The 25938-nt window shown below is 42.0% G+C and carries 29 protein-coding genes, 1 tRNA gene, 1 other RNA gene and 1 pseudogene; 24 read left to right on the top strand and 8 right to left on the bottom strand.

The window, feature by feature from the left end; genetic code table 11:
• Window positions 1-134: 134 nt before the first annotated feature.
• The 19 genes from O3646_RS04440 to O3646_RS04530 all read left to right on the top strand — a co-directional run bounded on the left by O3646_RS04440 (window position 135) and on the right by O3646_RS04530 (window position 16374).
• Window positions 135-425: a DUF4651 domain-containing protein gene (locus tag O3646_RS04440; RefSeq protein ID WP_031572648.1), complete on the top strand. Its 291-nt coding sequence runs from the start codon at window positions 135-137 to the stop codon at window positions 423-425.
• Window positions 422-739: a thioredoxin family protein gene (locus O3646_RS04445; protein ID WP_031572651.1), complete on the top strand. Its 318-nt coding sequence runs from the start codon at window positions 422-424 to the stop codon at window positions 737-739. The genes O3646_RS04440 and O3646_RS04445 overlap by 4 nt, the downstream gene beginning before the upstream one ends.
• A gap of 9 nt (window positions 740-748) precedes the next feature.
• Complete coding sequence (gene ytpR / locus O3646_RS04450) at window positions 749-1375, top strand: YtpR family tRNA-binding protein (RefSeq protein ID WP_031572654.1); 627 nt, start codon at window positions 749-751, stop codon at window positions 1373-1375.
• Window positions 1376-1476: 101 nt separating this feature from the next.
• Window positions 1477-1872: a single-stranded DNA-binding protein gene (locus O3646_RS04455; protein WP_003004675.1), complete on the top strand. Its 396-nt coding sequence runs from the start codon at window positions 1477-1479 to the stop codon at window positions 1870-1872.
• Between the two features lie 188 nt (window positions 1873-2060).
• Window positions 2061-3044 carry a substrate-binding domain-containing protein gene (locus O3646_RS04460; protein ID WP_003009806.1) on the top strand — a complete coding sequence of 328 codons (984 nt, stop codon included), beginning with the start codon at window positions 2061-2063 and terminating at the stop codon, window positions 3042-3044.
• A complete protein-coding gene (locus tag O3646_RS04465; protein WP_371610592.1) occupies window positions 3044-4360 on the top strand; it encodes a sensor histidine kinase in 1317 nt (438 codons plus the stop codon). Before O3646_RS04460 ends, O3646_RS04465 begins: the two co-directional genes overlap by 1 nt.
• A 5-nt stretch (window positions 4361-4365) precedes the next feature.
• Entirely contained in the window at window positions 4366-5049 is a 684-nt protein-coding gene (locus O3646_RS04470; protein WP_037585171.1) for a response regulator transcription factor, read from the top strand.
• Entirely contained in the window at window positions 5046-6344 is a 1299-nt protein-coding gene (locus O3646_RS04475; RefSeq protein ID WP_371610593.1) for an extracellular solute-binding protein, read from the top strand. Before O3646_RS04470 ends, O3646_RS04475 begins: the two co-directional genes overlap by 4 nt.
• A gap of 140 nt (window positions 6345-6484) precedes the next feature.
• Complete coding sequence (locus O3646_RS04480) at window positions 6485-6922, top strand: PTS sugar transporter subunit IIA (protein WP_061455738.1); 438 nt, start codon at window positions 6485-6487, stop codon at window positions 6920-6922.
• Between the two features lie 14 nt (window positions 6923-6936).
• Window positions 6937-7431 (top strand): PTS sugar transporter subunit IIB, encoded by a 495-nt coding sequence (locus O3646_RS04485; RefSeq protein WP_000261775.1) that lies wholly within the window; start codon window positions 6937-6939, stop codon window positions 7429-7431.
• 56 nt (window positions 7432-7487) lie between these two features.
• Entirely contained in the window at window positions 7488-8330 is an 843-nt protein-coding gene (locus O3646_RS04490) for a PTS sugar transporter subunit IIC (RefSeq protein WP_014712796.1), read from the top strand.
• Complete coding sequence (locus O3646_RS04495) at window positions 8314-9168, top strand: PTS system mannose/fructose/sorbose family transporter subunit IID (RefSeq protein ID WP_037585172.1); 855 nt, start codon at window positions 8314-8316, stop codon at window positions 9166-9168. The genes O3646_RS04490 and O3646_RS04495 overlap by 17 nt, the downstream gene beginning before the upstream one ends.
• 101 nt (window positions 9169-9269) lie before the next feature.
• On the top strand, window positions 9270-9563 hold the full coding sequence (locus O3646_RS04500; RefSeq protein WP_003013750.1) for a hypothetical protein: 294 nt from the start codon (window positions 9270-9272) through the stop codon (window positions 9561-9563).
• A gap of 130 nt (window positions 9564-9693) precedes the next feature.
• Window positions 9694-9975 (top strand): co-chaperone GroES, encoded by a 282-nt coding sequence (gene groES, locus O3646_RS04505; protein WP_024055367.1) that lies wholly within the window; start codon window positions 9694-9696, stop codon window positions 9973-9975.
• A gap of 21 nt (window positions 9976-9996) precedes the next feature.
• The gene (gene groL / locus O3646_RS04510; protein WP_003004647.1) at window positions 9997-11622 is read left to right on the top strand and encodes a chaperonin GroEL; all 1626 of its coding nucleotides are present in this window, start codon (window positions 9997-9999) and stop codon (window positions 11620-11622) included.
• Between the two features lie 1025 nt (window positions 11623-12647).
• Window positions 12648-13382: a response regulator transcription factor gene (locus O3646_RS04515; RefSeq protein WP_037608250.1), complete on the top strand. Its 735-nt coding sequence runs from the start codon at window positions 12648-12650 to the stop codon at window positions 13380-13382.
• 31 nt (window positions 13383-13413) lie between these two features.
• On the top strand, window positions 13414-14700 hold the full coding sequence (locus O3646_RS04520) for a sensor histidine kinase (RefSeq protein ID WP_254729376.1): 1287 nt from the start codon (window positions 13414-13416) through the stop codon (window positions 14698-14700).
• A 289-nt stretch (window positions 14701-14989) separates the two neighbouring features.
• Window positions 14990-15670, top strand: a complete 681-nt coding sequence (locus tag O3646_RS04525) for an ABC transporter ATP-binding protein (RefSeq protein ID WP_070674680.1) — start codon at window positions 14990-14992, stop codon at window positions 15668-15670.
• A complete protein-coding gene (locus O3646_RS04530) occupies window positions 15667-16374 on the top strand; it encodes an ABC transporter (protein WP_371610594.1) in 708 nt (235 codons plus the stop codon). The genes O3646_RS04525 and O3646_RS04530 overlap by 4 nt, the downstream gene beginning before the upstream one ends.
• Window positions 16375-16571: 197 nt before the next feature.
• On the opposite strand, the gene O3646_RS04535 is transcribed toward O3646_RS04530, so the two are convergent.
• Window positions 16572-17102 carry a hypothetical protein gene (locus tag O3646_RS04535; protein ID WP_070465254.1) on the bottom strand — a complete coding sequence of 177 codons (531 nt, stop codon included), beginning with the start codon at window positions 17100-17102 and terminating at the stop codon, window positions 16572-16574.
• 216 nt (window positions 17103-17318) lie between these two features.
• Here O3646_RS04535 and O3646_RS04540 point away from each other — a divergent pair, with 216 nt between their 5' ends.
• Window positions 17319-17849, top strand: a complete 531-nt coding sequence (locus tag O3646_RS04540; RefSeq protein ID WP_049486467.1) for a hypothetical protein — start codon at window positions 17319-17321, stop codon at window positions 17847-17849.
• Complete coding sequence (locus tag O3646_RS04545) at window positions 17846-17944, top strand: TipC family immunity protein (protein ID WP_227038345.1); 99 nt, start codon at window positions 17846-17848, stop codon at window positions 17942-17944. Before O3646_RS04540 ends, O3646_RS04545 begins: the two co-directional genes overlap by 4 nt.
• A gap of 503 nt (window positions 17945-18447) precedes the next feature.
• Here the strand turns inward: O3646_RS04545 and O3646_RS04550 are convergent.
• From O3646_RS04550 to O3646_RS04580, 7 genes are all read right to left on the bottom strand, one after another.
• A complete protein-coding gene (locus O3646_RS04550) occupies window positions 18448-18963 on the bottom strand; it encodes a DUF308 domain-containing protein (protein WP_371610595.1) in 516 nt (171 codons plus the stop codon).
• Between the two features lie 218 nt (window positions 18964-19181).
• Window positions 19182-19598, bottom strand: a complete 417-nt coding sequence (locus tag O3646_RS04555) for a helix-turn-helix domain-containing protein (RefSeq protein ID WP_371610645.1) — start codon at window positions 19596-19598, stop codon at window positions 19182-19184.
• A 518-nt stretch (window positions 19599-20116) separates the two neighbouring features.
• Window positions 20117-21127, bottom strand: coding sequence for a YeiH family protein (locus tag O3646_RS04560; RefSeq protein WP_031576934.1), 1011 nt, complete (start codon window positions 21125-21127; stop codon window positions 20117-20119).
• Between the two features lie 315 nt (window positions 21128-21442).
• Entirely contained in the window at window positions 21443-21856 is a 414-nt protein-coding gene (locus O3646_RS04565; RefSeq protein ID WP_371610646.1) for a helix-turn-helix domain-containing protein, read from the bottom strand.
• A 96-nt stretch (window positions 21857-21952) separates the two neighbouring features.
• Window positions 21953-22025, bottom strand: a tRNA-Lys gene (locus O3646_RS04570).
• 5 nt (window positions 22026-22030) lie between these two features.
• A non-coding RNA gene (ssrS, locus tag O3646_RS04575) (6S RNA) lies at window positions 22031-22223 on the bottom strand.
• 66 nt (window positions 22224-22289) lie between these two features.
• Window positions 22290-23561 (bottom strand): replication-associated recombination protein A, encoded by a 1272-nt coding sequence (locus O3646_RS04580; protein ID WP_037608262.1) that lies wholly within the window; start codon window positions 23559-23561, stop codon window positions 22290-22292.
• A gap of 114 nt (window positions 23562-23675) precedes the next feature.
• Between O3646_RS04580 and O3646_RS04585 the strand changes: the two genes are divergently transcribed.
• The 3 genes and pseudogenes from O3646_RS04585 (at window position 23676) to prmA (ending at window position 25938) form a co-directional block, all read left to right on the top strand.
• Entirely contained in the window at window positions 23676-24146 is a 471-nt protein-coding gene (locus tag O3646_RS04585) for a DUF3013 family protein (RefSeq protein WP_045759019.1), read from the top strand.
• 12 nt (window positions 24147-24158) lie between these two features.
• A pseudogene (locus tag O3646_RS04590) lies at window positions 24159-24587 on the top strand (NUDIX hydrolase); the annotation flags it as partial.
• 400 nt (window positions 24588-24987) lie between these two features.
• On the top strand, window positions 24988-25938 hold the full coding sequence (gene prmA, locus O3646_RS04595; RefSeq protein ID WP_125826758.1) for a 50S ribosomal protein L11 methyltransferase: 951 nt from the start codon (window positions 24988-24990) through the stop codon (window positions 25936-25938).

Consider the following 25938-nt stretch of genomic DNA (forward strand, 5'->3'; position numbering starts at 1 on the left):
TTCTTTCTGATGTTATTTTATCACTTTTTCTACAAGGATGGTAGCGTTATTATGGAAATCAGTCTCTAAAAGCAGAGGGAGAGTTCTAGCCTAGACCGTTGTCCCTCTGCTTATTTTGTGTTACAATAGGCACTATGAAAGCTAAAAAAATTATTTTGTCTAGTCTGGCTGTAGCAAGTGCAGGAGCTCTTGCGGCCGGTGTCTATAAAATTGCCAAAGATCAAAAGCGTCTCCGTACCCAAGAAGAGTTGGTAGCAGAAGTACGGGAGCAAATGGAAGCCATGGGGACGATTGCGACCCTGTATGTGGAACTCTACGAGTCGAGTGAAGAGCGCTTAGTAGGTGGTGTCATTTTTGAAGATGAGCGCCATTACCGCTTTATCTACGAGGACGGTCTCTTGCATTACGAAGAGGAAAAACTATGATTATACCAAATTCTCTAGAAGAAATTGCTTCATATGTAGAGCAAGATGGCAAGAAAGTGTTTGTCTTTTCAGCAGATTGGTGTGGGGATTGTCGTTACCTCAAGCCTTTTTTGCCGGAGATTGAGACTGAAAATCCTGAATTTACCTTTATCTTGATTGACCGAGATGCCTATATGGATCTGGCGAAAGTCTGGGATGTTTATGGGATCCCTAGTTTGGTGGTTCTGGAAAAGGATAAGGAAATCGGTCGGTTTGTCAATCGAGATCGGAAAACCAAAGCGCAGATTACAGCATTCTTAGCAGGATTAAAATAGGAGAAAATCATGATTGTAACATACAACAAAGAACAAGTCGGCGATGTCTTGATGCTGACCTTGAAAAATAGTGGAGATGCAAAGCTCGCGGTGGAGAGAAAAGGAAAAGTGGCTCGCGTTTACCGTGAGGACAAGCAAGAAACCGTTGCCTGGAATATCTTTGACGCCTCATCTTTCTTCGCCATCGAAGGCAAGGGCCAAGTCTTTTTGACAGATGAGCAAGTGGATCGTTTGAACCAAGAATTGGAAAGAGAAGGCTTCGCAGAACGTTTGGTCAACGATCGGGAACCAAAATTTGTGGTGGGAGAAATCCTTGAAATGGTGGCCCATCCAGATAGTGACCACTTGAATATCTGCCAAGTAGCAGTTGGACCAGATAAGACAGTTCAGATCGTAGCAGGAGCTCCAAATGCGCGGGTGGGTCTCAAGACCATTGTCGCTCTTCCAGGTGCCATGATGCCGGATGGTAGCTTGATTTTCCCAGGGGCCCTTCGTGGAGAAAAAAGCTATGGGATGATGTGCAGTCCGCGCGAATTGCACTTGCCAAATGCTCCTCAAAAACGAGGCATTATTGAATTGGATGACGCAGAAGTAGCAGGGACACCTTTTGATCCTGCTCGTCACTGGCACGAATAAAGAGAAGAATCTAGGATGTTTTGGATCCTAGATTTTTTTGATTTTGGTTTGTCACCTCCATTTTTTGAAATTTTTTCGAATAAATAGATAGGAGGTAAATGATGTATAATAAAGTTATTTTAATCGGTCGCCTAGTAGCGGCCCCAGAATTGCATAAAACCAGCACAGACAAATCCGTTGCCCGAGTGACCGTTGCGGTCAATCGTCGCTACAAGGACCAAAACGGGGAGCGAGAGACTGATTTTGTCAATGTCGTTGTCTGGGGGAAATTGGCTGAAACCATGGCTAGTTATGCTAGCAAAGGGAGCCTGATCTCTTTGGATGGAGAGATTCGGACGCGCCGCTACGAGAAAAATGGAGTTATGCAGTATGTGACAGAGGTCCTCTGCCAAAGTTTTCAGTTGCTAGAGAGCCGCGCTCAGCGAGCGATGCGTGAAAATGGTGGAACGGGAGATTTAGCCGATATCATCTTAGAAGAGGAAGATCTTCCCTTTTAGGATCAAAAAAGAAAGCTGGTTCGTTTATAGACCAGCTTTTTTGATACTTGCTAGGGATTTTATTCGGGAACGACTCTTTTAAAAATAAATCAAAAATATGCATCTGTACAATAAAAGCCAGCACTTTTCTTGAAAAAGTAGTAAAATAAAGTAATATATATTCAAAATTTTCAGAAAAGGAACGGAGTTTGAAGAGGAAAGAAGAAAGAAAAGAACTGTTGAAATGGCTGATAAAACGGGTTCTACTGGTGATTCCAGTGGCCTGCCTCCTCTTGTGGATCTATGCTGTTTGTCAAACCAGTAGCATCAAGGATCAGACCAAGATTGGTGTCACCTATATGACCATGAACAATGAGTTCTATAAAAGTATTCATTCGGAAATTAGTCGGATTGCCGATGAGAGAGGGGCTCTTGTATCTGTTCGAGATCCGGAATTGGATGAAAAAAGGCAGAGCCAGCAGATCGATGATTTTTGCGCTCAAAAAGTAAATGTGATTGTGATTAATCCGGTCAAAGGGGATAGTCAGCCGATTTTAAGGGCTCTTAAAAAAGCTAGAAAACAAGGAATTAAGATCATTGCAGTTGATACCCAGCTCAAGCATTTTAAGCCGGATGCCAGCATTGTCTCCGACAACTACCAAGCAGGAGTCTTGATTGCGAAAGAGTTGATGAAACGCTCTTCAAATGCTCGGATCCTTCTCTTGGAGCACAAAGGGACTGTTTCGGCAGATACGCGGATTCAGGGATTTAAGGATACCATCAAAGGACATGGGTCTTATCAGATCATCTCGGAACTAGAAACCAAGGGGCAGACGGAGATCGCCATGCCAGCTGTCCGTAAGTTCTTGCAGTCAGGGGGGAATGTCGATACTCTAGTCTCCTTGAATGACCGCTCGGCTATAGGAGCTTTAGCGGCGATCAAGGAGCAAGGAATCACCCATCCCATTGCGATCTATGGGATTGATGGCTCACCAGATATGAAAGCCTTGCTGCACTCGACAGATGATGTCGTAGGAACCGTTGCCCAGTCTCCGTTGAAGATGGGAGACCGCGTGATGGAGGTCATCCAAGATATGGCTGATGGGAAGAGCTACCAAAAAGAAATAACCATTCCGGTTCAGATGATGACAAAGGAAAACATCGATCAATTTGATGTGAATGGGTGGCAGTAATGAGAAAATTTAGAGGTGTGAGATACAGTTTGGCCATTCTGATGGTCGTGAATTTTATCGCTGTGATGCTCAACAGTATCATCTATCTTCAAGCAACCAATTATATCATTGCTCAACGACAAGCTTCCCTATTAGTAGAACGCTTAGAGCGCATTCCTTTTGCGCCCTCTACAACTTTTTGGTTGTCTGCACTCTTATTTGCTGGGATTGCCTTGATTTCCATGAGTCGTTATCGGTCTCAAACGAGTCGATGGTCCATTTTTGATAAGTGGAACATTCTGGAGATCCTCCTGATGTTGCTCTTGATGTGGGTCCAAAATGTAGCTTATAACGGGCTCATTCTCTTGGTTTTTGCGGATATCTTCTATGGTTCCAAAGAGTTGAATACCAAGCGAGACCGCAAGTATTGGTTTGCTTTTATCCTAGTAAGTTTCTTGATGCTTCTTGTGACCAATTCAGACGTCTTTTCGCTTTTCTTTCCGATTCCTTCTCTGGATGTCTATATTCATTTTTATCCTGCCTCCATTCGGATTCTGGCCTTTTTCTTGAAGAATTCCCTCTATGCCTTGAATATGGTGCTCTTCATTATTTCGCTTTTGTTCTATATTATGAATGTTCTTGCGGAAAACCACGAAGTAGAAGAAGAGTTGGCCATGGTTTCGAAGGTCAATACGGAGTTGAACAACTATATGGCCTTGTCTGAGAAGATTGCAGAGGATCGGGAGCGCAAGCGGATTGCTCGGGAAATTCACGATACCTTGGGACACGCGCTAACAGGGATCTCAGCAGGTTTAGATGCTGTCGGAGTCTTGATTGATATCGATCCCAATCGGGCAAAAGAGCAGGTGAAAAGTGTTTCAGAAGTGGTTCGTGAAGGAATCCAGGATGTGAGGGGCTCTCTCAACCGCCTCCGTCCAGGTGCCCTTGAGGGACGAACCCTCAAAGATGCTTTAGAAAAGATGATCCGCGAGTACCAGACGCTCTCCAACTTGCAGGTTGATTTACGCTATGAATGGGTCGATGTCGATATGGACGTCATGATTGAAGATACGATCTTTCGTGTGATCCAAGAGTCTATGACCAATGCGGTTCGCCACGGTCATGCCAGTCAGATGAGCCTTCATTTTTTTGAGGATGAAGAAGATTACCTGATTGAGTTGCAGGACAATGGGGTTGGATTTGAAACCTTGACCTATGGCTATGGGCTCAAGCAGATGATGGAGCGTATTTCCATCCTAGGAGGACAGCTTCAATTTGAAAGTCGCGATGGATTTTTCACGCGCGTCAGTTTACCGAAATATAAAGAAGGGAGATAGAGATGGTGATAAAAGTAATGGTAGCAGATGACCAGGCCTTGATTCGAGAATCTCTGAAAATTATTTTGTCAGCCCACCCCGATATTGAAGTGGTGGCCACAGTGGAAGATGGGAATCACGTCTTGTCGAGCATTCCACAGACACATCCTGACCTGATCTTAATGGATATTCGGATGCCAGGCATGGATGGGGTCTTGGCGACAAAAGAAGTCAAAGAGCACTATCCGGATATCAAAATTATTATTTTAACGACCTTTGATGATGATGAATTTATCTATAGTGCACTCAAGTATGGTGCTTCAGGTTATCTTTTAAAGGGAGCCTCGACAGAGGAACTCTATGAAGCGATTAAGGTGGTGTATCAAGGCGGAGCCATGATCAACCCGAATATCGCTAGTAAAGTCTTTCAAATTTTCTCACAAATGGCCAAAACCAACTTCTCTATTGCTGTAGATGAGGACAATGTCAAGGATTTGAGCACGACGGAATGGCGTATTATCCAAGAGGTCGGCTATGGGGAGTCCAATAAAGAAATTGCAGCCAAACTCTTCTTATCAGAAGGAACCGTGCGCAATTACTTATCAACGATTTTGGCGAAATTAAACCTACGAGATCGAACGCAATTAGCGATCTGGTCAGTCCAAACAGGAGTGACGAGACGTGATTTTTCTAAAGGAAATACAGAATGAAATTGAAGCGAAAGCATCTTTGTTGGGGGATTGGTCTCCTTGTTGTGCTCTGTGTGAGCGCTGGTTTTTATTGGTGGAAACAGCAACTGACCGTACTCCATATCGGCGTTTATGCAGGTTCTAGCTGGGATGTGCCGACCAGTCAACGTTCCCATGCCTTGGATCGTGCGATTCAAAAATTTGAAAAATCCCATCCCCACGTCCGTGTAGAGTATGAAAACGGGATTCCTCAGTCGGATTATTCTGACTGGCTCTCCGAAAAGATTGTCTCAGGAAAGACGCCGGATGTGTTTATGGTCTCTGAGCAAGATCTTTCCTTATTAGCTGCGCGTGGCGTGCTCGAGAAGTTAAATGGTTATATGGATCGAAAAGACCAAGCTGCCTTTTATCCCGTTGCCTTTGAATCCGGTGTCTATCAGGGGCAAACCTATGCCTTACCTTATGAAAGCAATCCGATTTTGATGTGTGTCAATAAAGATCTCTTGGATAAAGAAGGCATCGCGGTTCCCAAAGAAGGTTGGACCCTTGAAGAGCTCTATACGATTTGCAAGAAACTAACCAAAGATACCAATGGGGATGGGCAATTGGACCAATTTGGGAGTACAGAATACACCTGGAAAGAAGCCTTGGCGGCAAATGGAGGTCATCTCTTCCAAGGTGGCATGCTCAAGCTGACAGCTCCAGAGGTGAAAGAGTCTCTGACTTTTCTTCAAAAATTGGAAGATCTAAATAAAAATTACAAGGTGAGCTCTAAAGATTTTGACCAGGGAAAAGTCGCCTTCTATCCCATGACCTTGGCCCAATATCGGACCTATAAACCTTATCCCTACCACGTTTCTAAATATTCAAACTTCACCTGGACCTGTATCCCGATGCCGGCTAAGTCAAAAACGACCAAGGCAACCTTGGTCACGACGACTTCTTTTGCTATGTCGGCTCGAAGTTCTCATTCCAAGTTGGCTTGGGAATTGATGCAACTCTTAACAGAGGATCCAGAAATTCAACAAACTCTCTTTGCCCAATCCCAGGGGATCTCTGTCATGCCACAGGTCGTCAAGAGTCGCTCTAGTAAAGACCTTTTGCAGGTGGATGATTTTGGGACGGATTCCTTGACCAATCAGACCTTGAACCGCATTATGGAACAAGCTGTTGAAAGTAGTCCGAAAAATGTCTCAAAAGAGGTGTTAGAAAAGTTAGATTACTTGATTGGCAATGCCTTGCGCGATCAAGATGTTGAGAACCGCTTGCCTCAAATTCAGAGGGAGATTGAAAGTAGTCTACAGGTAGGAGTTTAGAGTAAAATAAGATGGCATTTTGTCAAGTGACAGATGTCATTTTTTTATTGCTAAATGTCATATTAGGAATGTGACATTTGACAATGTAAAAACGCTTTCAAATAATCTACAATAGAGTCAAATAAAGGAGGCGTAGCAAAATGAAATACCTCATTTTGGTCAGTCATGGTGGACTGGCAGAAGGTCTAAAGACATCACTAGCCATGTTTGCTGGTGATAAGATGGATCAAGTCATCGCAGTTGGACTCAAAGAAGGAAAATCGGTCGATGACTTCGCAGTTGATTTCAGAGAGAGCATTTCAGGATTGACAGCTGATGATTCTGTTTTGGTCTTGGCAGATATCGTAGGTGGTAGTCCATTAACCACTGCAGCCACGGTTCTAGAAGAAGCTGGAAAGCTCGATGGAGCCTTGATCCTTGGTGGGATGAACCTCACCATGGCCTTGACGGCAGTTGTGATGAAGGATGTGTTGGATGGAGACGATTTGTCAGCTACCATCTTATCAGAAGCACGATCTGCACTACAGCCTTTTGAAGTTTCAGCTACTAGTGCTGAAGAAGATGATGACGATATTTAATAGGGAGGTACCTTATGGTAGTAACATTTGTACGGATTGATGACCGCATGATTCACGGTCAGACAGTCACACGCTGGGCAAAAGAAAAACCATGTGATGGTTTGATTGCCGTAAACGATGCAGCAGCATCAAACAAGGTTTTGATCCAAGCTTACAAAGGCGCATCAGACAAGAAAACCTTTGTATGGACAAAGGAAGCCTTTAAGGAAAAATCAGCAAAAGTAACAGAATCAGATAGTCGTTACTTCTTGATCACCAAAAATCCAATCGATATGAAGGAAATTTTGGTCGACCAAGGATTTGTCCCAGGTGATGTCAAAGAAATCATCGTAGGCCCTGCAAATGATCGTCCTGGAGCTGTGAAATTGGGGAATAACCAATCCATCACTCAGGAAGAAGCAGAAGCCTTCCAAGCCATTCAAGCAGCAGGCTACAAGGTGAAATTCCAATTGTTGCCAGATGTTTCCATCGGGTATTGGGATGATTTCAAATCAAAATTTGGTTTTTAAAACTAACAGTCTTATCTGTTAGGTAAATATATTTACAAACAAAAGGAGCGTTTGTTATGACAATTTCATGGATTCAAGCAATCTTGCTTGGTATTTTCGCCAGCTTGTCTTCAATGCCTGGTATGGGGGGTTCCAGTATCGGGAACTATACACTCGGTCGTCCTTTGATCGGTGGGTTGATTTCAGGTTTAATTCTTGGAGATGTGACAACCGGTATTATGGTCGGGGTTGCCCTTCAAGTCGTTTATATCGCCTTGGTAACACCTGGTGGTACCGTATCTGCCGATGTGCGTGCCATCTCTTACATTGGTGTTCCTCTTGCTATCTTGTTTGTGCATGCCAATAACATCACAGATGAAGCAGGAATCGCCGCAGCTGCAGCTCCAATCGGTGCAGCCGTTGGGACAATCGGTACAGTTCTTTTCTACGGTACCGCTACTATGAACTTGGTATGGCAACACATTGGTTGGAAAGCCGTTGAAGAAGGAAACTTCAAAAAACTCTACGCAGTTGACTGGGTTTACCCTTGGATCTCTCACTTCCTCTTCTCTTTCCTTCCAACAATGATTATCACCAAATACGGTGAAAACATGGTTGATTTGATGAAACAATACCTTCCTATGGATGGTTACTGGATGAAAGCCCTCTTTACAGTCGGTGCTCTTCTCCCATGTGTCGGTATTGCCATCTTGTTGAAACAAATTGTTACAGAAGCAACTGACTTCATTCCATTCTTTGTTGGATTTACCTTGGCAAAATCTCTCGGATTGAACTTGGTATCCAGTGCTGTTGTTTCATTAATCTTTGCAGTAATCTACTATGAACTTGAAGTGATCAAATCGATGAAAGCTGCTCCAGCCGGAGTGGTGGACCTAGACGATGATGAGGAGGATATTTAAAATGGCTGATAGAAAGAAAATTTCAAAGAAAACATTAGCAAAAGCATTCCATCATTGGTATTATGGTCATTTGACTTGTTTCTCTCAAGAACATATGCAAACCTTCGGGTACTTGACTTCTATGCTTCCGATCGTAGAAGAAATGTATGACACAAAAGAAGAACAAAAGGATGCTATGCAAACCTATACGGCCTTCTTCAACACTGAACCACAACTTGGATCTCTTGTTGTAGGGATCACAGCTGGTTTGGAAGAAGCGCGTGCAAACGGAGATGCAGTGGATGGCGAAACCATCAACGGTATGCGTGCCGGTTTGATGGGACCAATCGCTGGTATTGGTGACTCATTGGTTGTTGGTACCTTGATCCCAGTTCTCTTGGGGATTGCCCTTGGCCTTTCTAAAGGTGGTAACGTCGCTGGTGCCCTCTTCTACATCGTCGTATGGAACCTCTTAGTCTACTTTGGTATGCGCTTTGCCTTCTTCAAAGGTTACCAATTAGGGGATAAAGCCGTTGAATTCCTTGTAGGACCAAAAGGACAAGCTCTTCGTAAAGCGATCAGCGTTGTCGGTGGAATGGTTATCGGTGCCGTAGCAGCTACTTGGGTATCTGTTACAACAGCCCTTCAATTCAAGAATTCTGAAGGAAAAGTCTTCTTGAACATCCAAGAAAAGATCGATGGTGTTTATCCAGGTCTCTTGACAGCAGCCTTCATCACTCTTTGCTGGTGGTTGATGTCTAAGAAAAAAATTTCACCAAACAAAGTCATGTTACTTCTCGTTGTAGTTGCTTTGATCGGTGTTGCCCTTGGTATCTTCGACCCACATCTTAAATACTAAGGAAAAGAAAAAACAAATTTGCTAGTAGGAGTTTTTGAGAATGAAGTGAATGGACCTCCTTTACTTGCACTTCATTCTCAATTTTTATCAGGAGGAATCCCATGGTTACAAAACAAGAACTTGTCAATGGATATGAAACAGAAATCAACTACCAACGCCACATGCTTGAAAACCTTGGTCGTTGGTTCAGCTTACTCTTTATCATTGCCAGTATTGGTGTGGTATTGATCTATCTCTTTCACAAAAGTTTCCTCCCACTCTTGATCCTCGGGATTTTACTAGCCTTGGTTGGAATTTTAGGCATGATTGTTTTTGGATATGGCATCTACCGCGGGCGGATCAATCTTCAAAAAGTGATCGATGATTTCAATCAAAAATTGACAATTTTAAATTGAAATTTTAGAAACATCTCATCTATTTTTGAGGTGTTTTTTTCTTGACTATTTCTGACCAAGTGATACAATAGAAACATAGGTTAGCACTTACGTATAGAGAGTGCTAAAAAACTCGTATGGAGGAATGAAGATGTTAAAACCATTAGGAGACCGTGTGGTCTTAAAAGTAGAAGAAAAAGAACAGACTGTTGGAGGTTTTGTCCTCGCAGGTGCGAGCAAGGCTGATACAAAAACAGCTGAAGTAGTGGCCGTTGGTGAAGGTGTGCGTACCCTAAGTGGCGAACTCATCGCCCCAGCTGTAAAAGCAGGAGATCACGTTTTGGTTGAAAGCCATGCAGGAATTGAAGTGAAAGATGGGGAAGAAACTTATACCATCGTTGGAACAGCAAACATTCTTGCAATTGTAGAGTAAGAGAAGAAAGAGGTAAGAGAAATGGCAAAAGATATTAAATTTTCATCTGATGCACGTTCTGCAATGGTCCGTGGTGTCGATGTCTTAGCAGATACAGTGAAAGTTACGTTGGGCCCTAAAGGACGCAATGTGGTTCTTGAAAAATCATTTGGTTCACCCTTGATCACAAATGATGGGGTGACCATCGCAAAAGAAATTGAATTGGAAGACCATTTTGAAAATATGGGTGCTAAATTGGTGTCAGAAGTGGCTTCTAAGACCAATGATATCGCAGGTGACGGTACAACGACCGCAACTGTTTTGACTCAAGCCATCGTCCGTGAAGGGATCAAAAACGTTACTGCAGGTGCTAACCCAATTGGCATCCGCCGTGGGATCGAGACCGCTGTTGCAACAGCAGTAGAAGCTTTGAAAAACAATGCGATCCCAGTATCAAGCAAGGAAGCCATTGCTCAAGTAGCTGCTGTGTCTTCTCGTTCTGAAAAAGTCGGTGAGTACATCTCTGAAGCCATGGAAAAAGTTGGTAAAGATGGGGTCATCACGATTGAAGAGTCTCGTGGAATGGAAACAGAACTGGAAGTCGTTGAAGGCATGCAGTTTGACCGTGGTTACCTCTCACAATACATGGTCACTGATAATGAAAAAATGGTGGCAGACCTTGAAAATCCATACATTTTGATTACGGACAAGAAGATTTCAAATATCCAAGAAATCTTGCCATTGTTGGAAAGCATTCTTCAAAGCAACCGTCCACTCTTGATCATCGCAGATGATGTCGATGGCGAAGCTCTTCCAACACTTGTCTTGAACAAGATCCGCGGTACCTTTAATGTCGTAGCTGTTAAGGCACCAGGATTTGGTGATCGCCGCAAAGCCATGCTAGAAGACATTGCCATCTTGACAGGTGGTACAGTCATTACAGACGATCTTGGTTTGGAATTGAAAGATGCAACCATTGAAGCCCTTGGTCAAGCAGCTAAAGTTTCAGTCGATAAAGACAGTACCGTCATTGTCGAAGGTTCTGGTAACCCAGAAGCGATCGCTAACCGTGTGGCGGTCATCAAGTCACAAATCGAAACCACAACCTCTGAATTTGACCGTGAAAAATTACAAGAACGTTTGGCCAAATTGTCTGGTGGTGTTGCCGTGATCAAGGTTGGTGCTGCAACAGAAACAGAATTGAAAGAAATGAAACTCCGTATCGAAGATGCCCTTAATGCGACTCGCGCAGCCGTTGAAGAAGGAATCGTTGCCGGAGGTGGTACAGCTCTTGTCAATGTTATCTCTGCAGTCGCAGCCCTTGAATTAGAAGGAGATGAAGCAACCGGACGCAATATCGTTCTTCGTGCTTTGGAAGAACCTGTGCGCCAAATTGCTCACAATGCCGGTTACGAAGGATCTATTGTGATTGATCGCTTGAAAAATGCCGAAGTCGGAACAGGTTTCAATGCTGCAACAGGTGAATGGGTGAATATGATTGATGCAGGAATCATCGACCCAGTTAAAGTGAGCCGTTCAGCCCTTCAAAACGCCGCTTCCGTAGCGAGTCTGATCTTGACGACCGAAGCAGTCGTAGCCAACAAACCAGAACCAGCAGCCCCAGCAGGACCAGGAATGGATCCAAGCATGATGGGTGGGATGATGTAACCTGATACCAATGATTGGTGCTAAAGCACCGAATCATTGGACGGTAGCCGCTATGTTGCGGCCTACCTAATCATCTTACTAGCTCAAAGGGAGGAAAATATCGTTCCTCCCTTTTCACGTCGTAACCCCTTGGTTAATTTATCAGGTGCATTTATTGTTATGGCAAGCACCATGGTGCCTTGCCGAAGTGTCTTACTAAGAAAATAAAGAAGGCGTTATAGGCCTTCTTTATTTTCTGTCGTAACTGTTACACGATTGAGGCTATACCTCTCATCGTTGGATAGTAGCCACTATGTTGCGGCCTGGCTAATCGTCTTACTAGCTCAAAGAGAGTGGGACAGAAATCGGTAATTCGTTAGAATTCGATTTCGTTGTCCCACCTCCGCACAGTTGAGTAGGGCTGTAAAAGCTGATGAAATCAGCGTAGTAGAGCCCACTCAACCACTGCGTCTTGCTCGACAATCCAAAAATAATTGAGAGGCTAGGACTTTTGTCCCAGCCTCTTTTTATCGTGCTTTGGGATTTTCATTTATTATGGAATAATATTTTTATTTTAAATTTTGTAACAGAAATGATAAATACTAATTAAAGAGGACTTGCGTAGATGCTTGGGAATCAAGCATTTGCGGTGTTTTCAGGCAGAGGGATATTTGCCAACAAATTGCAATACAAATTAACTGATTTTGTAATAATTCTAGTGTATACTAGTAAGAGTAGATCACAGGTCTACATTGTTGCAAGGGGAGAACTTCCCACATACATGTCTATTGACAATAAAACTTGATCGTAATATCGCTGTTAGTAAAATGAGAGTTTGAACATAGCATAGATTTTATCGACCTTTTTCATATTAAAAAATATTTTTCAAATTCCCCTTGCGCAAGCTCTTCCGGATTCCTCCGGGAGAGTTTTTTTGTTAAGGAGAAAAGGTAGAAGGGCTATTAAGTCTCTTTTGAAAGAGTGGCTCAGCAGGCATCATTTATGGTAAAATAGAACATATTCGTAGAGGGGAAGGAGTGAGGACTTTGTTGAAGATTTTTGTGTTAGAAGATGAATGGATCCAACAATCGCGTATCGAAGCGGTCTTGCAGGATCTCATCCGTCAAAAATTCTTGCAATGCAAAGCGCCAGAAGTGTTTGGGAAGTCAAGCCAGTTGCTGGATGCTATCACAGAGAGAGGCGCCCATCACCTATTCTTTTTAGATATCGAGATTAAAGGTGAGGAGAAAAAGGGGCTGGAGATCGCAAAAGAGATTCGTAAGAAAGATCCCCATGCGACCATTGTCTTTGTCACCACTCACTCTGAATTTATGCCCATTACCTTTCAGTACAAAGTGGCTGCCTTGGATTTTATCGATAAAACGCTGGGTGAGGAAGAGTTCAAAGAGAGAATCAGCTCAGCCATCGATTATACCTTGGAGCAAGCTGGGACCACGATTGCGCAAGATGCCTTTACGTTTGAGAGTGCGATGGCGCGTGTACAAGTTCCTTTTAATAAGATTTTGTATGTTGAAACGTCTCCAACCATTCACAAGGTCATTTTACACACCCAGGAAGAGCGCTTGGAATTTTACGCTAGTATTGCCGATATCGAAAAAGCAGATCCCCGCTTGTATCGGTGCCACCGCTCCTTTGTGGTGAATCCGCAAAATATTACGAAGATTGATAAAGAAGCCAAGAAAGCTTTTTTTGAAAATGGGGACAATTGCTTGATCTCACGGACCAAGTACAGAGGCTTACTGGAAGCTTTGAAAAAATAGAAGGGAGAAAGAATTGCTGTTAGATATTCTAATGTCTTACCTAAAGTTCTTCGTCAGCATGCTGATCTATCGTCATATCAGTAGACAAGAGTTCACCTTGCGCTGGCTCTTTTTGTGCCCCTTCTTCTTTGCAATTATCTTTACCCTTGTACCACCGGTAGGCTTTTTTGGCTATTTCTTAGTATTTATTGCCTATAGTTTCTACCGAAATCGTAACATACGACACCTTTTGAATATTTTTTATGGGCTCTATCCGGTTGTCATGGAGAGTCTCATTGGGCGTCTCTTAGCCTTTTATGTCTTTCCAATGTTAGGGATCGTACTTGTTCATGAGGCATCTGTCAGCTGGTATGATGCTCTACTTGAATTGCTGGTCTTTCCTGTTTATATAGGAATCACTAAATTGTTAAAACTAGATTTTACAGATTTAAAAGTAGGGTTTCAACGGCAGTATTTTAATCGTTTCCTACTCCCAATGGATCTTTCCATGTTTGTGTATTTGCTCAGTGTTGTAGGTCTGGTGGTTTTTGAGGATGCTATTCCTCATGCAGATGCTTTACGGGAACAGTTAAATAGTATTTATCTGATTTTGTTTTTTGTGATGCTCTTGTATTTCAATGCAGTGTCCAAAGAACGATTGAAACAAGAGATTCTAGAGCAAAAAGATAGGCAACTGCAGGAATTAGCCACCTATAGCCAACACGTCGAAATGCTCTATGGGGAGATTCGTGCCTTTCGTCATGATTACCTGAATATTTTAACCAGTCTCAAGTTAAGTATTGAGCATGAAGACCTCAATGCGATCAGGGAAGTCTATGAGAACGTTCTTCGAGAGAGTGGTCAACAATTTTACGATAGCAAGTTTGATATTGCCAAACTCAGTCACATCGAAAATCCAGCTGTAAAAAGTGTTCTGTCCGCAAAATTGTTGGAAGCTCAAAATAAAGGGATTGGGATCTCTGTCGAGATCGATGAACCTGTTCGTGATTTATTCATCGAGGTTTTAGATTTCATCACCTTCTTATCCATCCTTTGTGACAATGCTATTGAAGCGAGTCTTGAATCAGATGACCCTCAGCTGACTCTTGCCATGCTCCAGGAGGAAAACTCCCTCATCTTAATAGTTGAAAATAGTACAAAAGCTGAAAAAATAGATCTGGCTAGAATTTTTGAAAAGGACTTCTCAAGTAAAGGAGATGGCCGCGGTCTTGGCTTGTACAAGATCCAACAATTACTGGAAAAGTATCCCAAAACGACAGTGTCTACCAAGAGTTCAAACTACCGATTTACCCAGAGCCTGACCTTTTGGAAGGAATAATGGAAGAGAGAGTGGGACAGAAATCGGTCATTCGTTAGAATTCGATTTCGTCGTCCCACCTCCGCACAGTTGAGTAGGGCTGTAAAAGCTGATGAAATCAGCGAAGTAGAGCCCACTCAACCACTGCGTCTTGCTCGACAATCCAAAAACAATTGAGAGGCTAGGATTTTTGTCCCAGCCTCTTTTTTGACCATTCACGACGATTTTTTGACCGATTCTGACAGAGAGCTTCCAAGGTTTTCCTCTTGAAGTATAATGGACACAAGATCAATAAGAAAAGAGGGATCGTATGTTTCAGGTGGCATCTATTACAAAATCATTTAAGGAGAAAGCTGTATTAAAGGGGGTGTCTTTTTCGATAGAAGAAGGAGATAAAATTGCCTTGCTGGGAAATAATGGAGCAGGTAAAAGCACCCTGTTCAACATTATCGCTGGGCAGCTCCAGGCTGATTCGGGGACGATAAAGACTTCGCTTGATTTTCAAAGAGAAATTGGGATGATGCCTCAGGGGGATCTACTCATCGAGGATCTAACCGTTGCTGAATTCGTCGAATTAAAAAGCCGGATGAATCAGCTGAAGCAGGCTGATATCAATGGACTCTTAGAGATGGTCGAATTAAGAGAATCAAGAGAGCAGATGGTGGGAAGTCTTTCTGGTGGTCAAAAGAGACGCTTGTCCTTGTTGTTAACCATTTTGAATCATCCAAAGTTGATTTTTTTAGATGAGCCAACGACTGGCATGGACTTGGAAGCAGTGGATAATTTTTGGAAATTACTGGAGCAGCAAGAGTTTACATCTGTTGTGGTGACCCATGATTTTAACCAAATTGATGCCTTTTTTACAAAAGTCTTGATTTTAAAAGAGGGTCGAATTGCTGCCGCAAAGGCTGTTGAGGACATTCACCAGGCTGGTCAAACCATTGAGCAGTATTTCCGAGAAGAGATGAATAAAGGAGGGGAACAAGCATGAAAAAGATTCAATTAAAACAAGTTTTACGAAATAAGCGCTTTGTATTATTCACCATTATTTTACCCATAGGCTGGTATATCTTCTTTGATCAGCTTCAAAAAGGGGTTTCGCCAAGTATTTTATTAGGCATTGCCGTATTTATCGGGGTCATTGGCAATAGCCTTGCAACCTTTAGTAAGCGAATCGCCTCAGATATTGGGTTTTATTCTTTTGAATCCCACTTTACAAGCTATAGTGTCAAGAACTATTTATGGGATCAATCGATCGTACAACTGATTTTGAACAGCTTGATCTTTTTAGCAGTACTAGTAGTTGCTGTTCTAGGTTTTCACTTTCCAGTGACGACTAGCCTGTTGGTGCAATTTTTCCTCTTATCCTTGATGGGGATCTACTTTAGCGTGATTGGCTTTGTTCTTGGGGTAAGAGTAGATGCCAAGACGATTGATACCATTGGCTTTCCTGTCATTATTTTGGCCGCTATGACCATTATTCCCTATGATACGCTTGGCGCAAGTGGAGGATTTATGGACTTGGTTGGCAAGCTACAACGGGCTTTCCCAGGCTATTATTATACAAAGCTGATCCAAGATTTGACTGAGAAACAAACGATCGATGTCTCTCAATTGGCGCTCTTTGTTGCCGTATTTGGATTGAATTTGCTATTTTTCTATCTGCTCGTACCCAAAGGAAAAATGGGGAACTAAGAGCAGTTAAAAAGAGGCTGGGACAAAAGTCCTAGCCTCTCAATTGTTTTTGGATTGTCGAGCAAGACGCAGTGGTTGAGTGGGCTCTACTACGCTGATTTCATCAGCTTTTACAGCCCTACTCAACTGTGCGGAGGTGGGACGACGAAATCGAATTCTAACGAATTACCGATTTCTGTCCCACTCTCTTTTCTTTGCTATAAAACGGTTATTCGGTATTCGTCCGTCAAGTACTTGGAAAGATCTTGCCAATCTTCTTCCTTAAATTTACAAAGATTGACGAAGAGTTTTACGGTATGGTGCTCTGTGTTAATGATGACATTCGATTTTGAGAGATTTTCTAGTGCTGTATTGTCCCTCAGTTGAAATTCGATGAAATAACTCTTACTATTTTGGTGATCGGGGTCACTAACATCGACCACTTTATAGGCTGCACTCAGCAAATCTTCCTTGGGAATAAAGATATCTTTTGTCAGAATCACTCCCTGATAAGCATGGATCCCATCAGAAGTCAGCTCAAAGGCGATCTGACGACTGGTCAGTCTTTTGATCCCAGCAATGGTTGCATAGATCGCAATCAACAATAAAAGGATCTGAATGAGAGTGATAAAAGTGATTTTTGGAAACCCCTCAAAACCTAGGATCGATAAAAAAGCTAAGTGGATAAAGAGCGCACAGGCAAAAGCCAGAGAGCCATATCCGACATATTTTGAATAATAGATTTTCATTTTGGACTCCTTACATTTAAGATGCAACGAAAACTTGGAATTTCAAGTACCCTTATCATAGCGGATTCGATGAAGAGCTGTCAAATGTTTGGTGGGGTTCTTGTGATTAGATCATTTCAGGTTATGGTATACTAGATGGAAAGTGTGGCTAGGAGTGAAATGAAAAGCTACTGTAGAAATCATAACCGGGTCAATGCTGGTAAGAAAGGAAGACAAATGCTAACACCTCTGATATTTATGATTTCTCTCGTCTTACTTTTACGTCGTTTTAAAAGCAAACGTTCACGAAAGATCATTGGATTCTTATATGCTTCCTTTGCAATCTGGTTTGTTTATTCGATCCTTACTTATGGGAGCTATACCCTCCAGCCTGGTCAAAGTGTTCAATTGAGAGTTTATCCCAATACGGACCAGCTAGAGTATAATTCGGAACTCCATTTTAAAAAATTAGACGATACGAAGTTAAAATTGTCCGGTCGAAAAGGTTGGGGGATGAAAGATAGTAATATAGTCTATAGTGTTGAAAAGCAAACAATAACGGAGCTCATTTTTTTAAAAGACAAAACAGAACGTAAAGACTTACCGAATGATAAAAGTAAGAGTTTCTACTTAGAAAACGATGGAATAGTGGTTCAAGGGGAAGTTGAGGAAGTATTTGGGGTGACGGAACGAAAGCCCTACAACATCACCATCACCAATGTAGACGATAAACCGGCCCACTTTAAAGCGCAAGTGGTGGATCGGTGAACTGGACCTCTATCTACTCCAGTCGCTTCAGCCCAAAAAATTGGGGCGATTTGACCGTGAAAGATATTTGGAGAGATGATTCATCTAAAAACTAGAAAATAAGTTCTTTCTTTCATAACAGAAAAAGCGAGCCTTGCTATGAAGCTCACTTATTTGTATTCATAAAAAAGTGAGCCAAATACTTTTAAGACAAGCAAAAAAGCCTTGGTTTTCAAGGCTTTTTGTGCATAAAAAATGCCCCCTGCATGAATTTGTAAGAACTTTTCATATTGAAAATAAACAAAAATGTTGAAATATAGCTGATTTTAGGGAAATACTTTTAGGTATTTTCAATGTCAGGATTTAAAAATGGGGCAAAAGCGGGGCAAAAACGAATGACTCGTATTTTGTTTGAAAACCTATAATACCTAATGATTATGCTATTCTAGATATATAGTTTTGTTATAAATAAATGTCAGTGCGAGATCAAATTGGAGAATAAAATGGAAAAACAAATTTCTACGTAGAATGGAATGCGAAAAAGTGATAATTAAAGAGACGAAAAAGCTGAGAATATGATTTCCCAGCTTTTTTGAATGCGATAGAAATAGCAACTAGACTATTTACGAAAGGCCTCAATAATGTAGGTGAAGCCAGTAACTAAAAATGAAAAGGCAATGACATAAACGACAAAGACACCTGTAGCCACTGGATTGAACAGAATCACTAGACCTAGTAAAAATTCAAGCAAGGCTACCCACCTGATATTGCTACCAATAATAGGGAAAATCAATCCTAGACGATTGCCTTTAAAGAAAGCAATAATGGCTTCTACAATTAACCAAATTCCTACAATGGTCGGAATGACGACCGGCAGGGTCACAAAGCCATAAGCAACGAGGTAAAGAGCTAAGAGAAGACTAACAAATCCTTGGAAAAGATAAGCAGGTGAGCGAAGCTCTTTTGGTGCAGAGAAATAGCCTAAAATAGCTGCTATAGAAGAAACCAGTAAACCAAATGAAATCCACCAGCTGTAAGCAACAAGATTAGCTACTGGGTTTGTAAATAGGAAAAGTCCTAAAAGGACAAAAACAACTCCTGCAAGGAATAGCAGTAAACGATTAGAAAATTTCATTTCAATACCCCCTATATAGTATAGTTTTCTAATAAAACTATTGTACTTATTTTTATAGAAAATGTCAATAAAATAAATAAACAATTTGGAAGTTTCAGTCTGACTTACAAAAAGAAAAGGAGTTTTCACTCCTTTTCACAGATTGAAGACAAAGTCCTTATAAAAGTGTCTTCTAAAGATTTTAACTTCAATCTGAAGCGAGGTTATCCTCGCTTTTTCTATTTATCAAACAATTCCTTATTTTCAATTAAGAGTTCTAGTGGAGATTTATCCCTTGCTTCAATAAAACCAGGTTCATATTGGTTATGAAATGTTCTTTTCTGAGAAGTTGGATCAATATACAACTCATCTCCATCTTCTGTGTATAGTTGGTTGCCTCTTGTTAGGTAAAGTAAATCCTCTAAGTACTGTCCATCAGTTTCTAGAAAATCTTCGATGTATTTGACAGCCTTTAAGATCTCACTTACTTTATCAGAGTATTCATTAGATTCAAGAACACTCTTTTCTAACTCAATCTCTTTACTAGTTCCAAATAGTTGGGTTGGAGTTGCATTAAAATATTCTGCTATCTTATCCAAATTTGCAAAGGTAGGATAGCTTTTTTGTTTTTCGTAATCAGAGATGTCTGGAAAGATTGCTCATAAAAAAATGTGGGGCAAATGATGGGGCAAATCAGTTATAGACAAGCAAAAAAGCCTTATAAATCAAGGCTTTTTCCTGTTGATTTAGATGCCCCCTGCATGGATTTGGAAAGGATTTTCATATTGAGAGTAATTAAAAATATTGAAATATAAGTGATTTTAGGGAAGTACTTTTAGGTATTTCCAATGTCATGATTTAAAAATGGGGCAAAAACGAATGACTCTCATTTGGTTTGAAAACCTATAATATCTAATGATTATGCTATACTAGAAATATAGTGTTGTTATCAATAAATATCAGTGCGAGACTAATCGGAGGATAAAATGGAAAAACAAATTAATGAAAAAATTATCGAAATGGATAGGGAATATCCCTTTTTATTTTGCTTTAAATCAGATTTTTGGATGGAATAGTAGATGATAAGACAAAATATCTTTGAACATACAAAAAGACAAACGCCAAAAATGACGTCTGTCTACGTTCTGAGGTAGCCTTTAGGCTCCCTTTTTTCTTAGAAAATACCGATGAGTAATTGCATGCCAAGACTAGTCAGGATGATAGCAATCCAGCAAAGGGCTCCAAGAAGAATGGATTTTCCACTGGATTTGATCATAGCAACGAGGTTAGTTTTGAGACCAATAGCACTCATAGCCATGATGATGAGGAATTTGGAGAGCTGTTTGAGAGGTGAAAAGAAGCTATTGCTAACACCAAAAGAAGTAAGGACGGTAGTTAGCAGAGAAGCTAGGATGAAGTAGAGAATGAAAACGGGGAAGATTTTTTTAAGCTTTACTCCTTGGTTGTTGTCTTGTTGACGGCTTTGCCAATAGGAGAGGAAGAGAGTAATAGGGATAATAGCTAAGGTACGAGTCAGTTTGACAATGGTTGCAGATTCTAGAGTATTGGTATGATACAGACTATCCCAGGCGCTAGCTGTGGCTGTTACAGAGGAAGTATCGTTGACCGCAGTACCCGCAAAGAGAGCAAAACCTTCGTTGGAGAGATGGAGCCAAGAACCTAGAGTTGGAAAGATAAGAGCTGCCAAGACATTGAAGAAAAAGATGACAGAGATGGCTTGAGCCACCTCTTTTTCTTTAGCATGAATGACAGGGGCTGTAGCAGCAATGGCAGAACCGCCACAGATAGAAGAGCCTACCCCAATCAAGGTAGCTAGCTTTGTATCCATGTTAAAAAATCGTTGGAAAAAGAAAGCAATAATTAAAGCGATAGAAATAGTCGAAAGGATGACAGGAAGGGAAGATTTTCCAACTGCGAAAACTTGAGAGATATTGAGTCCAAAACCAAGTAAGATAACAGCATACTGAAGCAATTTTTTGGAGCTATAAGTCAAACCAGCATCCAGTTGTTTATAGGGAGTGAGAAAGGGGTAGAGAATCATTCCGATAAAAATGGCGAAAACAGGTGCTCCCACAACAGGCAGAAAGCCTCCTAAAACCCAAGAGATGATAGAAATGATCAGACAGGCTAACAGTCCTGCCCAATTTTTTGATAGAAATGACATAAAAACCTCCGAAAATAAATACTCCTTATTATAATCTTATCTGTCAGAAAAGTAAAATAGAAAGTAGGAATAAGGTTGTAAATTAACGGAATTTTGCGGTCAGAGAGCTTTTGTAGTTTAATAGATATATGTTCTTTGATCAATAAGGATGCAAATGTGGCATATGTTATTGAAAAAAATGAATTTGATGAGCCTGGATATGTGAAGTAATTATGTGAGATAAGAAAATAAATAAGAGAGTTGAAAATGTACTGCACCCCAAAAGTTAGACAGAAAAAATCTAACTTTTGGGATCAGTACATATCCTCGCTTTTTTTAATCTAATAGGTCCTTATTTTCAATTAAGAGTTCTAGTGGGGATTTATCTCTTGCTACAATAAAACCAGGTTCATATTGGTTATGAAATGTTCTTTTCGGAGAAGTTGGATCCATATACAACTCTTCTCCATCTTCTGTGTATAGTTGGTTGCCTCTTGTTAGGTAAAGTAAATCCTCTAAGTACTGTCCATCAGTTTCTAGAAAATGTTCGATGTATTTGACAGCCTTTAAGATCTCACTTACTTTATCAGAGTATTCATTCGATTCAAGAACACTCTTTTCTAATTCAATCTCCTTACTTGTTCCAAAAAGTTGAGTTGGAGTTGCATTAAAATATTCTGCTATCTTATCTAAATTTGCAAAGGTAGGATAGCTTTTTTGTTTTTCGTAGTCAGAGATGTCTGGAAAGATTGCTCATAAAAAAATGTGGGGCAAATGATGGGGCAAATCAGTTATAGACAAACAAAAAAGCCTTGTAAATCAAGGCTTTTTCCTGTTGTATGTAGATGCCCCCTACAGGGCTCGAACCTGTGACCCATAGATTAAGAGTCTACTGCTCTACCAACTGAGCTAAGGAGGCAAATATAAAAAGCTGTATTGGTGCCGATACTTCACGATTTGTATTGAACCCGCGCAATTAAGCAGGTGGGCAACTCGCTCTGACTTAGCTGCTTCCGCGTGAAACGGCCTGCATACTGCCAGAAGTCTTTTGTTTCCCTAATAATACAAAAAATAGTCGGTCAACACTTAAGTGTGAAGTCGTACACCACAGCGTTTCTATATGTATATGATACCACATTTTGAAAATATTTCAAGGAAAAATCTCAATTTTTTGAAACCGATATCACTTTTTCTTAAATTGATCAATCTTCTCCTTGGTGGCTCCGAGAGCACGCTCGTACTTGCCATTTTCATTGGGAATAAAGTAGGAAGCGTGTTTGAGCTTGTCTGGCAAGTAGTCCTGATTGACCCAGTTGCCAGGGTAGTTGTGAGGGTATTTATAGTTTTGCGCATTTCCCAGTTCCTTGCTTCCAGCATAATGACCATCGCGGAGGTGGCGAGGAATAGGAAGGTTGCCAGAACTTCTAAGATCAGCCAGCGCCTTGTCCATGGCAACGTAGGCTGAGTTGGATTTCGGCGAAAGGGCTAGATCGATGACGATGTTGGCGATGAGAATGCGGGCCTCAGGAAAGCCGATGCGCTCAGCTGCTTGTAACGCTGTCACGGTATGAATCTGCGCATCTGGATTGGCCAGACCGATATCCTCATAAGCGATGACAGTCAAGCGACGAGCTAGGCTGGGTAGATCTCCGGCTTCGATCAAACGAGCTGCATAGTGGAGACTAGCATCGACATCCGAACCACGGATAGATTTTTGCAGAGCAGAGAGCACGTCGTAGTGGCCGTCTCCATCTTTGTCCATGGTGATGTAGCTGCGCTGGAGACTGTTTTCCATGATCTCTAGCGTAATATGGCGAATTCCTTCTGCATTTTCAGAGGTCGACAGCACCGCCAGATCGAGAGAATTAAAGGCAGAGCGAAGATCTCCATTGGTTGAGGTAGCGATGAAATCCAAAGCGTCCTCATCGAGCACGACTGGAAAATCAAAACCACGGTCGGGATCGTCCAGCGCCGTTTTTAGAGCTTGCTTGACCTCCTCCGTCGTCAACGGTTCCAGCTCAAAGATTTGTACGCGGCTACGAATAGCGGGTGTGACAGAGAAAAAGGGATTTTCAGTCGTTGCACCGATCATGATGACCAGACCACTTTCGAGCAAAGGCAGGAGAAAATCTTGTTTAGTTTTATCGAGGCGATGGATCTCGTCCAAGAGCAGGACCAAGCCACCAGAAAATTTGGCCTCCTCTGCGATTTCTTGTAGGCGTTTTTTACTGTCAACTGTTGCATTAAAGGTCCGAAAAGCATACTTGGTCGTTCCTGCGATCGCAGAAGCAATACTGGTCTTTCCGATCCCCGGAGGTCCATAGAGAATCATAGAGGACAGACGATTGGCCTCGACCATGCGACGAATGATTTTGCCTTCTCCAACCAGGTGCTGTTGACCGATGACTTGATCGATCGTTCGTGGTCGCATACGGAGTGCGAGATTGTCGGGCATTTCCTTCTCCTTTCTAGCTTTGTCTCCTTTCAAAGAGACGGTTTTTATGGTAAGATTGTAGTAACTATTGTATCATATTCCGCTCTAAGAGTGGGAAATTAGAAAGAGGACGCTATGTCTAAATACGGATTTTTGGATGTTTTAGAAGAGGAGATGGACAAGGTTTTTCCCTTTGATTTTGAGATCAATTGGGATAAGAAAAACCATGCGGTAGAAGTGGCTTTTCTCTTGGAAGCGCAAAACACAGGCGGGGTTGCACTGGTTGATGAAGCCGGTGAAGAGTCTGATGAGGATATTTTCTTTGAAGAAGCCGTGCTCTTCTACAATCCAGCCAAGTCTCATGTGGAAGAAGATGCCTATTTAACGGCGATTCCTTATGAGCCTAAAAAAGGCTTGTCTCGTGAGTTTCTAGCCTATTTTGCGACTTTCCTCCGAGATACAGCTGAGTTGGCCTTGGATGAGCTCATGGATTTCTTAGCAGACGAAGAAGCAGAGAGCTTTGAGATCGTCTGGAACCAAGAAGTTTTTGAAGAAGGCAAGATTGGCCTAGAAGAAAGCACCTTTTATCCCTATCCGAGATATTAAGAGGGAAAGCTCATGCTTGAGGATTGCTTAGAAGCACGATTCGAATTTACGGGTTGTAAAATTGCCTTGATTTGTGAGGGGCAAATTTTGACCATCTTGCGCGATGATAAAGAAACGATTCCTTACCCTAATATGTGGGACTTGCCAGGTGGTGGTCGGGAAGGAAATGAGACACCTTTTGAGTGTGTGGCGCGTGAGGTTTATGAGGAATTGAGCATCCAACTGTCGAAAGAGGAAGTGATCTGGTCGGGAATCTATCCTGGCCTCTTGGATGAGAAAAAACAGTTCGTTTTTCTAGTTGGCAATCTAGCCCAAGAAGAGTTTGACCGCATCGACTTTGGAGATGAGGGACAGGGCTATAAGTTAGTGAGCTTTGAAGAGTTTTTAATTTCAGATCGAGTGGTTCCTCAATTGCAAGAACGGGTGAGAGGTTATGTGGAGGGAAATGTTCCTGATCCTGTTTTAAGCATGACAAGTTTGGATAACGATGTCAAAAGAAAGTTGGAGAATGGGCAATACAGCAGAGAAAAAGCTAAGGCCATCTATGAAGATTTTTTAAGGATGAAAGAGCATAAAGAAGAAGGATTTTTAATAGCAAAAGCAATCGTTATTTTTATTATTTTCTTCTTTCCAATCATGGTTGCTGGGGGAAATTTTAGAAGACTAGATGATGTTGTTCTGGCCTTGGGTTTTTTAGTGTTGTTTGTTGTTTTATTCATACCGACATATCTTTCAGTCTATTACCGTAAGATTGGTCGATACAAGAGACAACTTCGTAAGGCGATGAAAAAATATTATGCAGATGTAATAAAGGAATGTAATGGATAGTAAGGAGAATTAGATGGAAACATGGCAAGAGTTAAAAGTTACAGTGAAGCGTGAAGGGGAGGAGCTGGTCTCCAACCTCTTGATCGAGTTAGGTGCCCAAGGGGTCGCAATCGAAGACAGCATGGACTATGTGGGGAATGTCGACCGTTTCGGGGAGATTTTTCCTGAGGTCGAGCAGCAAGAAGAAATCGTGGTGACGGCCTACTACCCGGAAACGGTTGATGTAGCAGCGGTTGAAGCGGATTTGCAGGCTCGCTTGGCAGAATTGACCGACTTTATGGATCTGGGTGAGGTCAAGATGGGTACGACTGCCTTGGCTGAGGAAGACTGGGCAGACAACTGGAAGAAATACTATGAACCAGCTCGTATCACTCATGACTTGACCATCGTGCCGTCATGGACGGACTATGAGGTGACAGCGGGAGAAAAGATTATCAAGCTGGATCCAGGGATGGCCTTTGGAACGGGAACCCACCCGACGACCAAGATGAGCCTCTTTGCCTTAGAGCAGGTTCTTCGTGGTGGGGAGACAGTGCTAGATGTGGGGACAGGTTCAGGAGTCCTTTCCATCGCTAGCTCCCTTCTTGGTGCCAAGGAAATCTTTGCCTATGACTTGGATGACGTAGCGGTTCGCGTCGCTCAGGAAAATATTGAACTCAACCCAGGCATGGAAAACATCCATGTAGCCCCAGGCGATTTGCTGAAAGGCGTGGAGATTGAGGCAGATGTCATCGTGGCCAACATCCTGGCGGATATCCTTATCCATCTGACAGATGATGCTTATCGCTTGGTCAAGGATGAAGGTTATCTCATCATGAGTGGCATTATCAAGGACAAGTGGGACATGGTGCGCGAGTCGGCTGAGTCAGCAGGATTCTTCCTTGAAACCCACATGATCCAAGGGGAATGGAATGCCTGCGTCTTCAAGAAGACCAAGGATGTCTCCGGTGTGATTGGAGGCTAG

It is taken from the genome of Streptococcus sp. 27098_8_148 (assembly GCF_041432105.1).
In the GTDB taxonomy this organism is placed as follows: domain Bacteria; phylum Bacillota; class Bacilli; order Lactobacillales; family Streptococcaceae; genus Streptococcus; species Streptococcus parasanguinis_AE.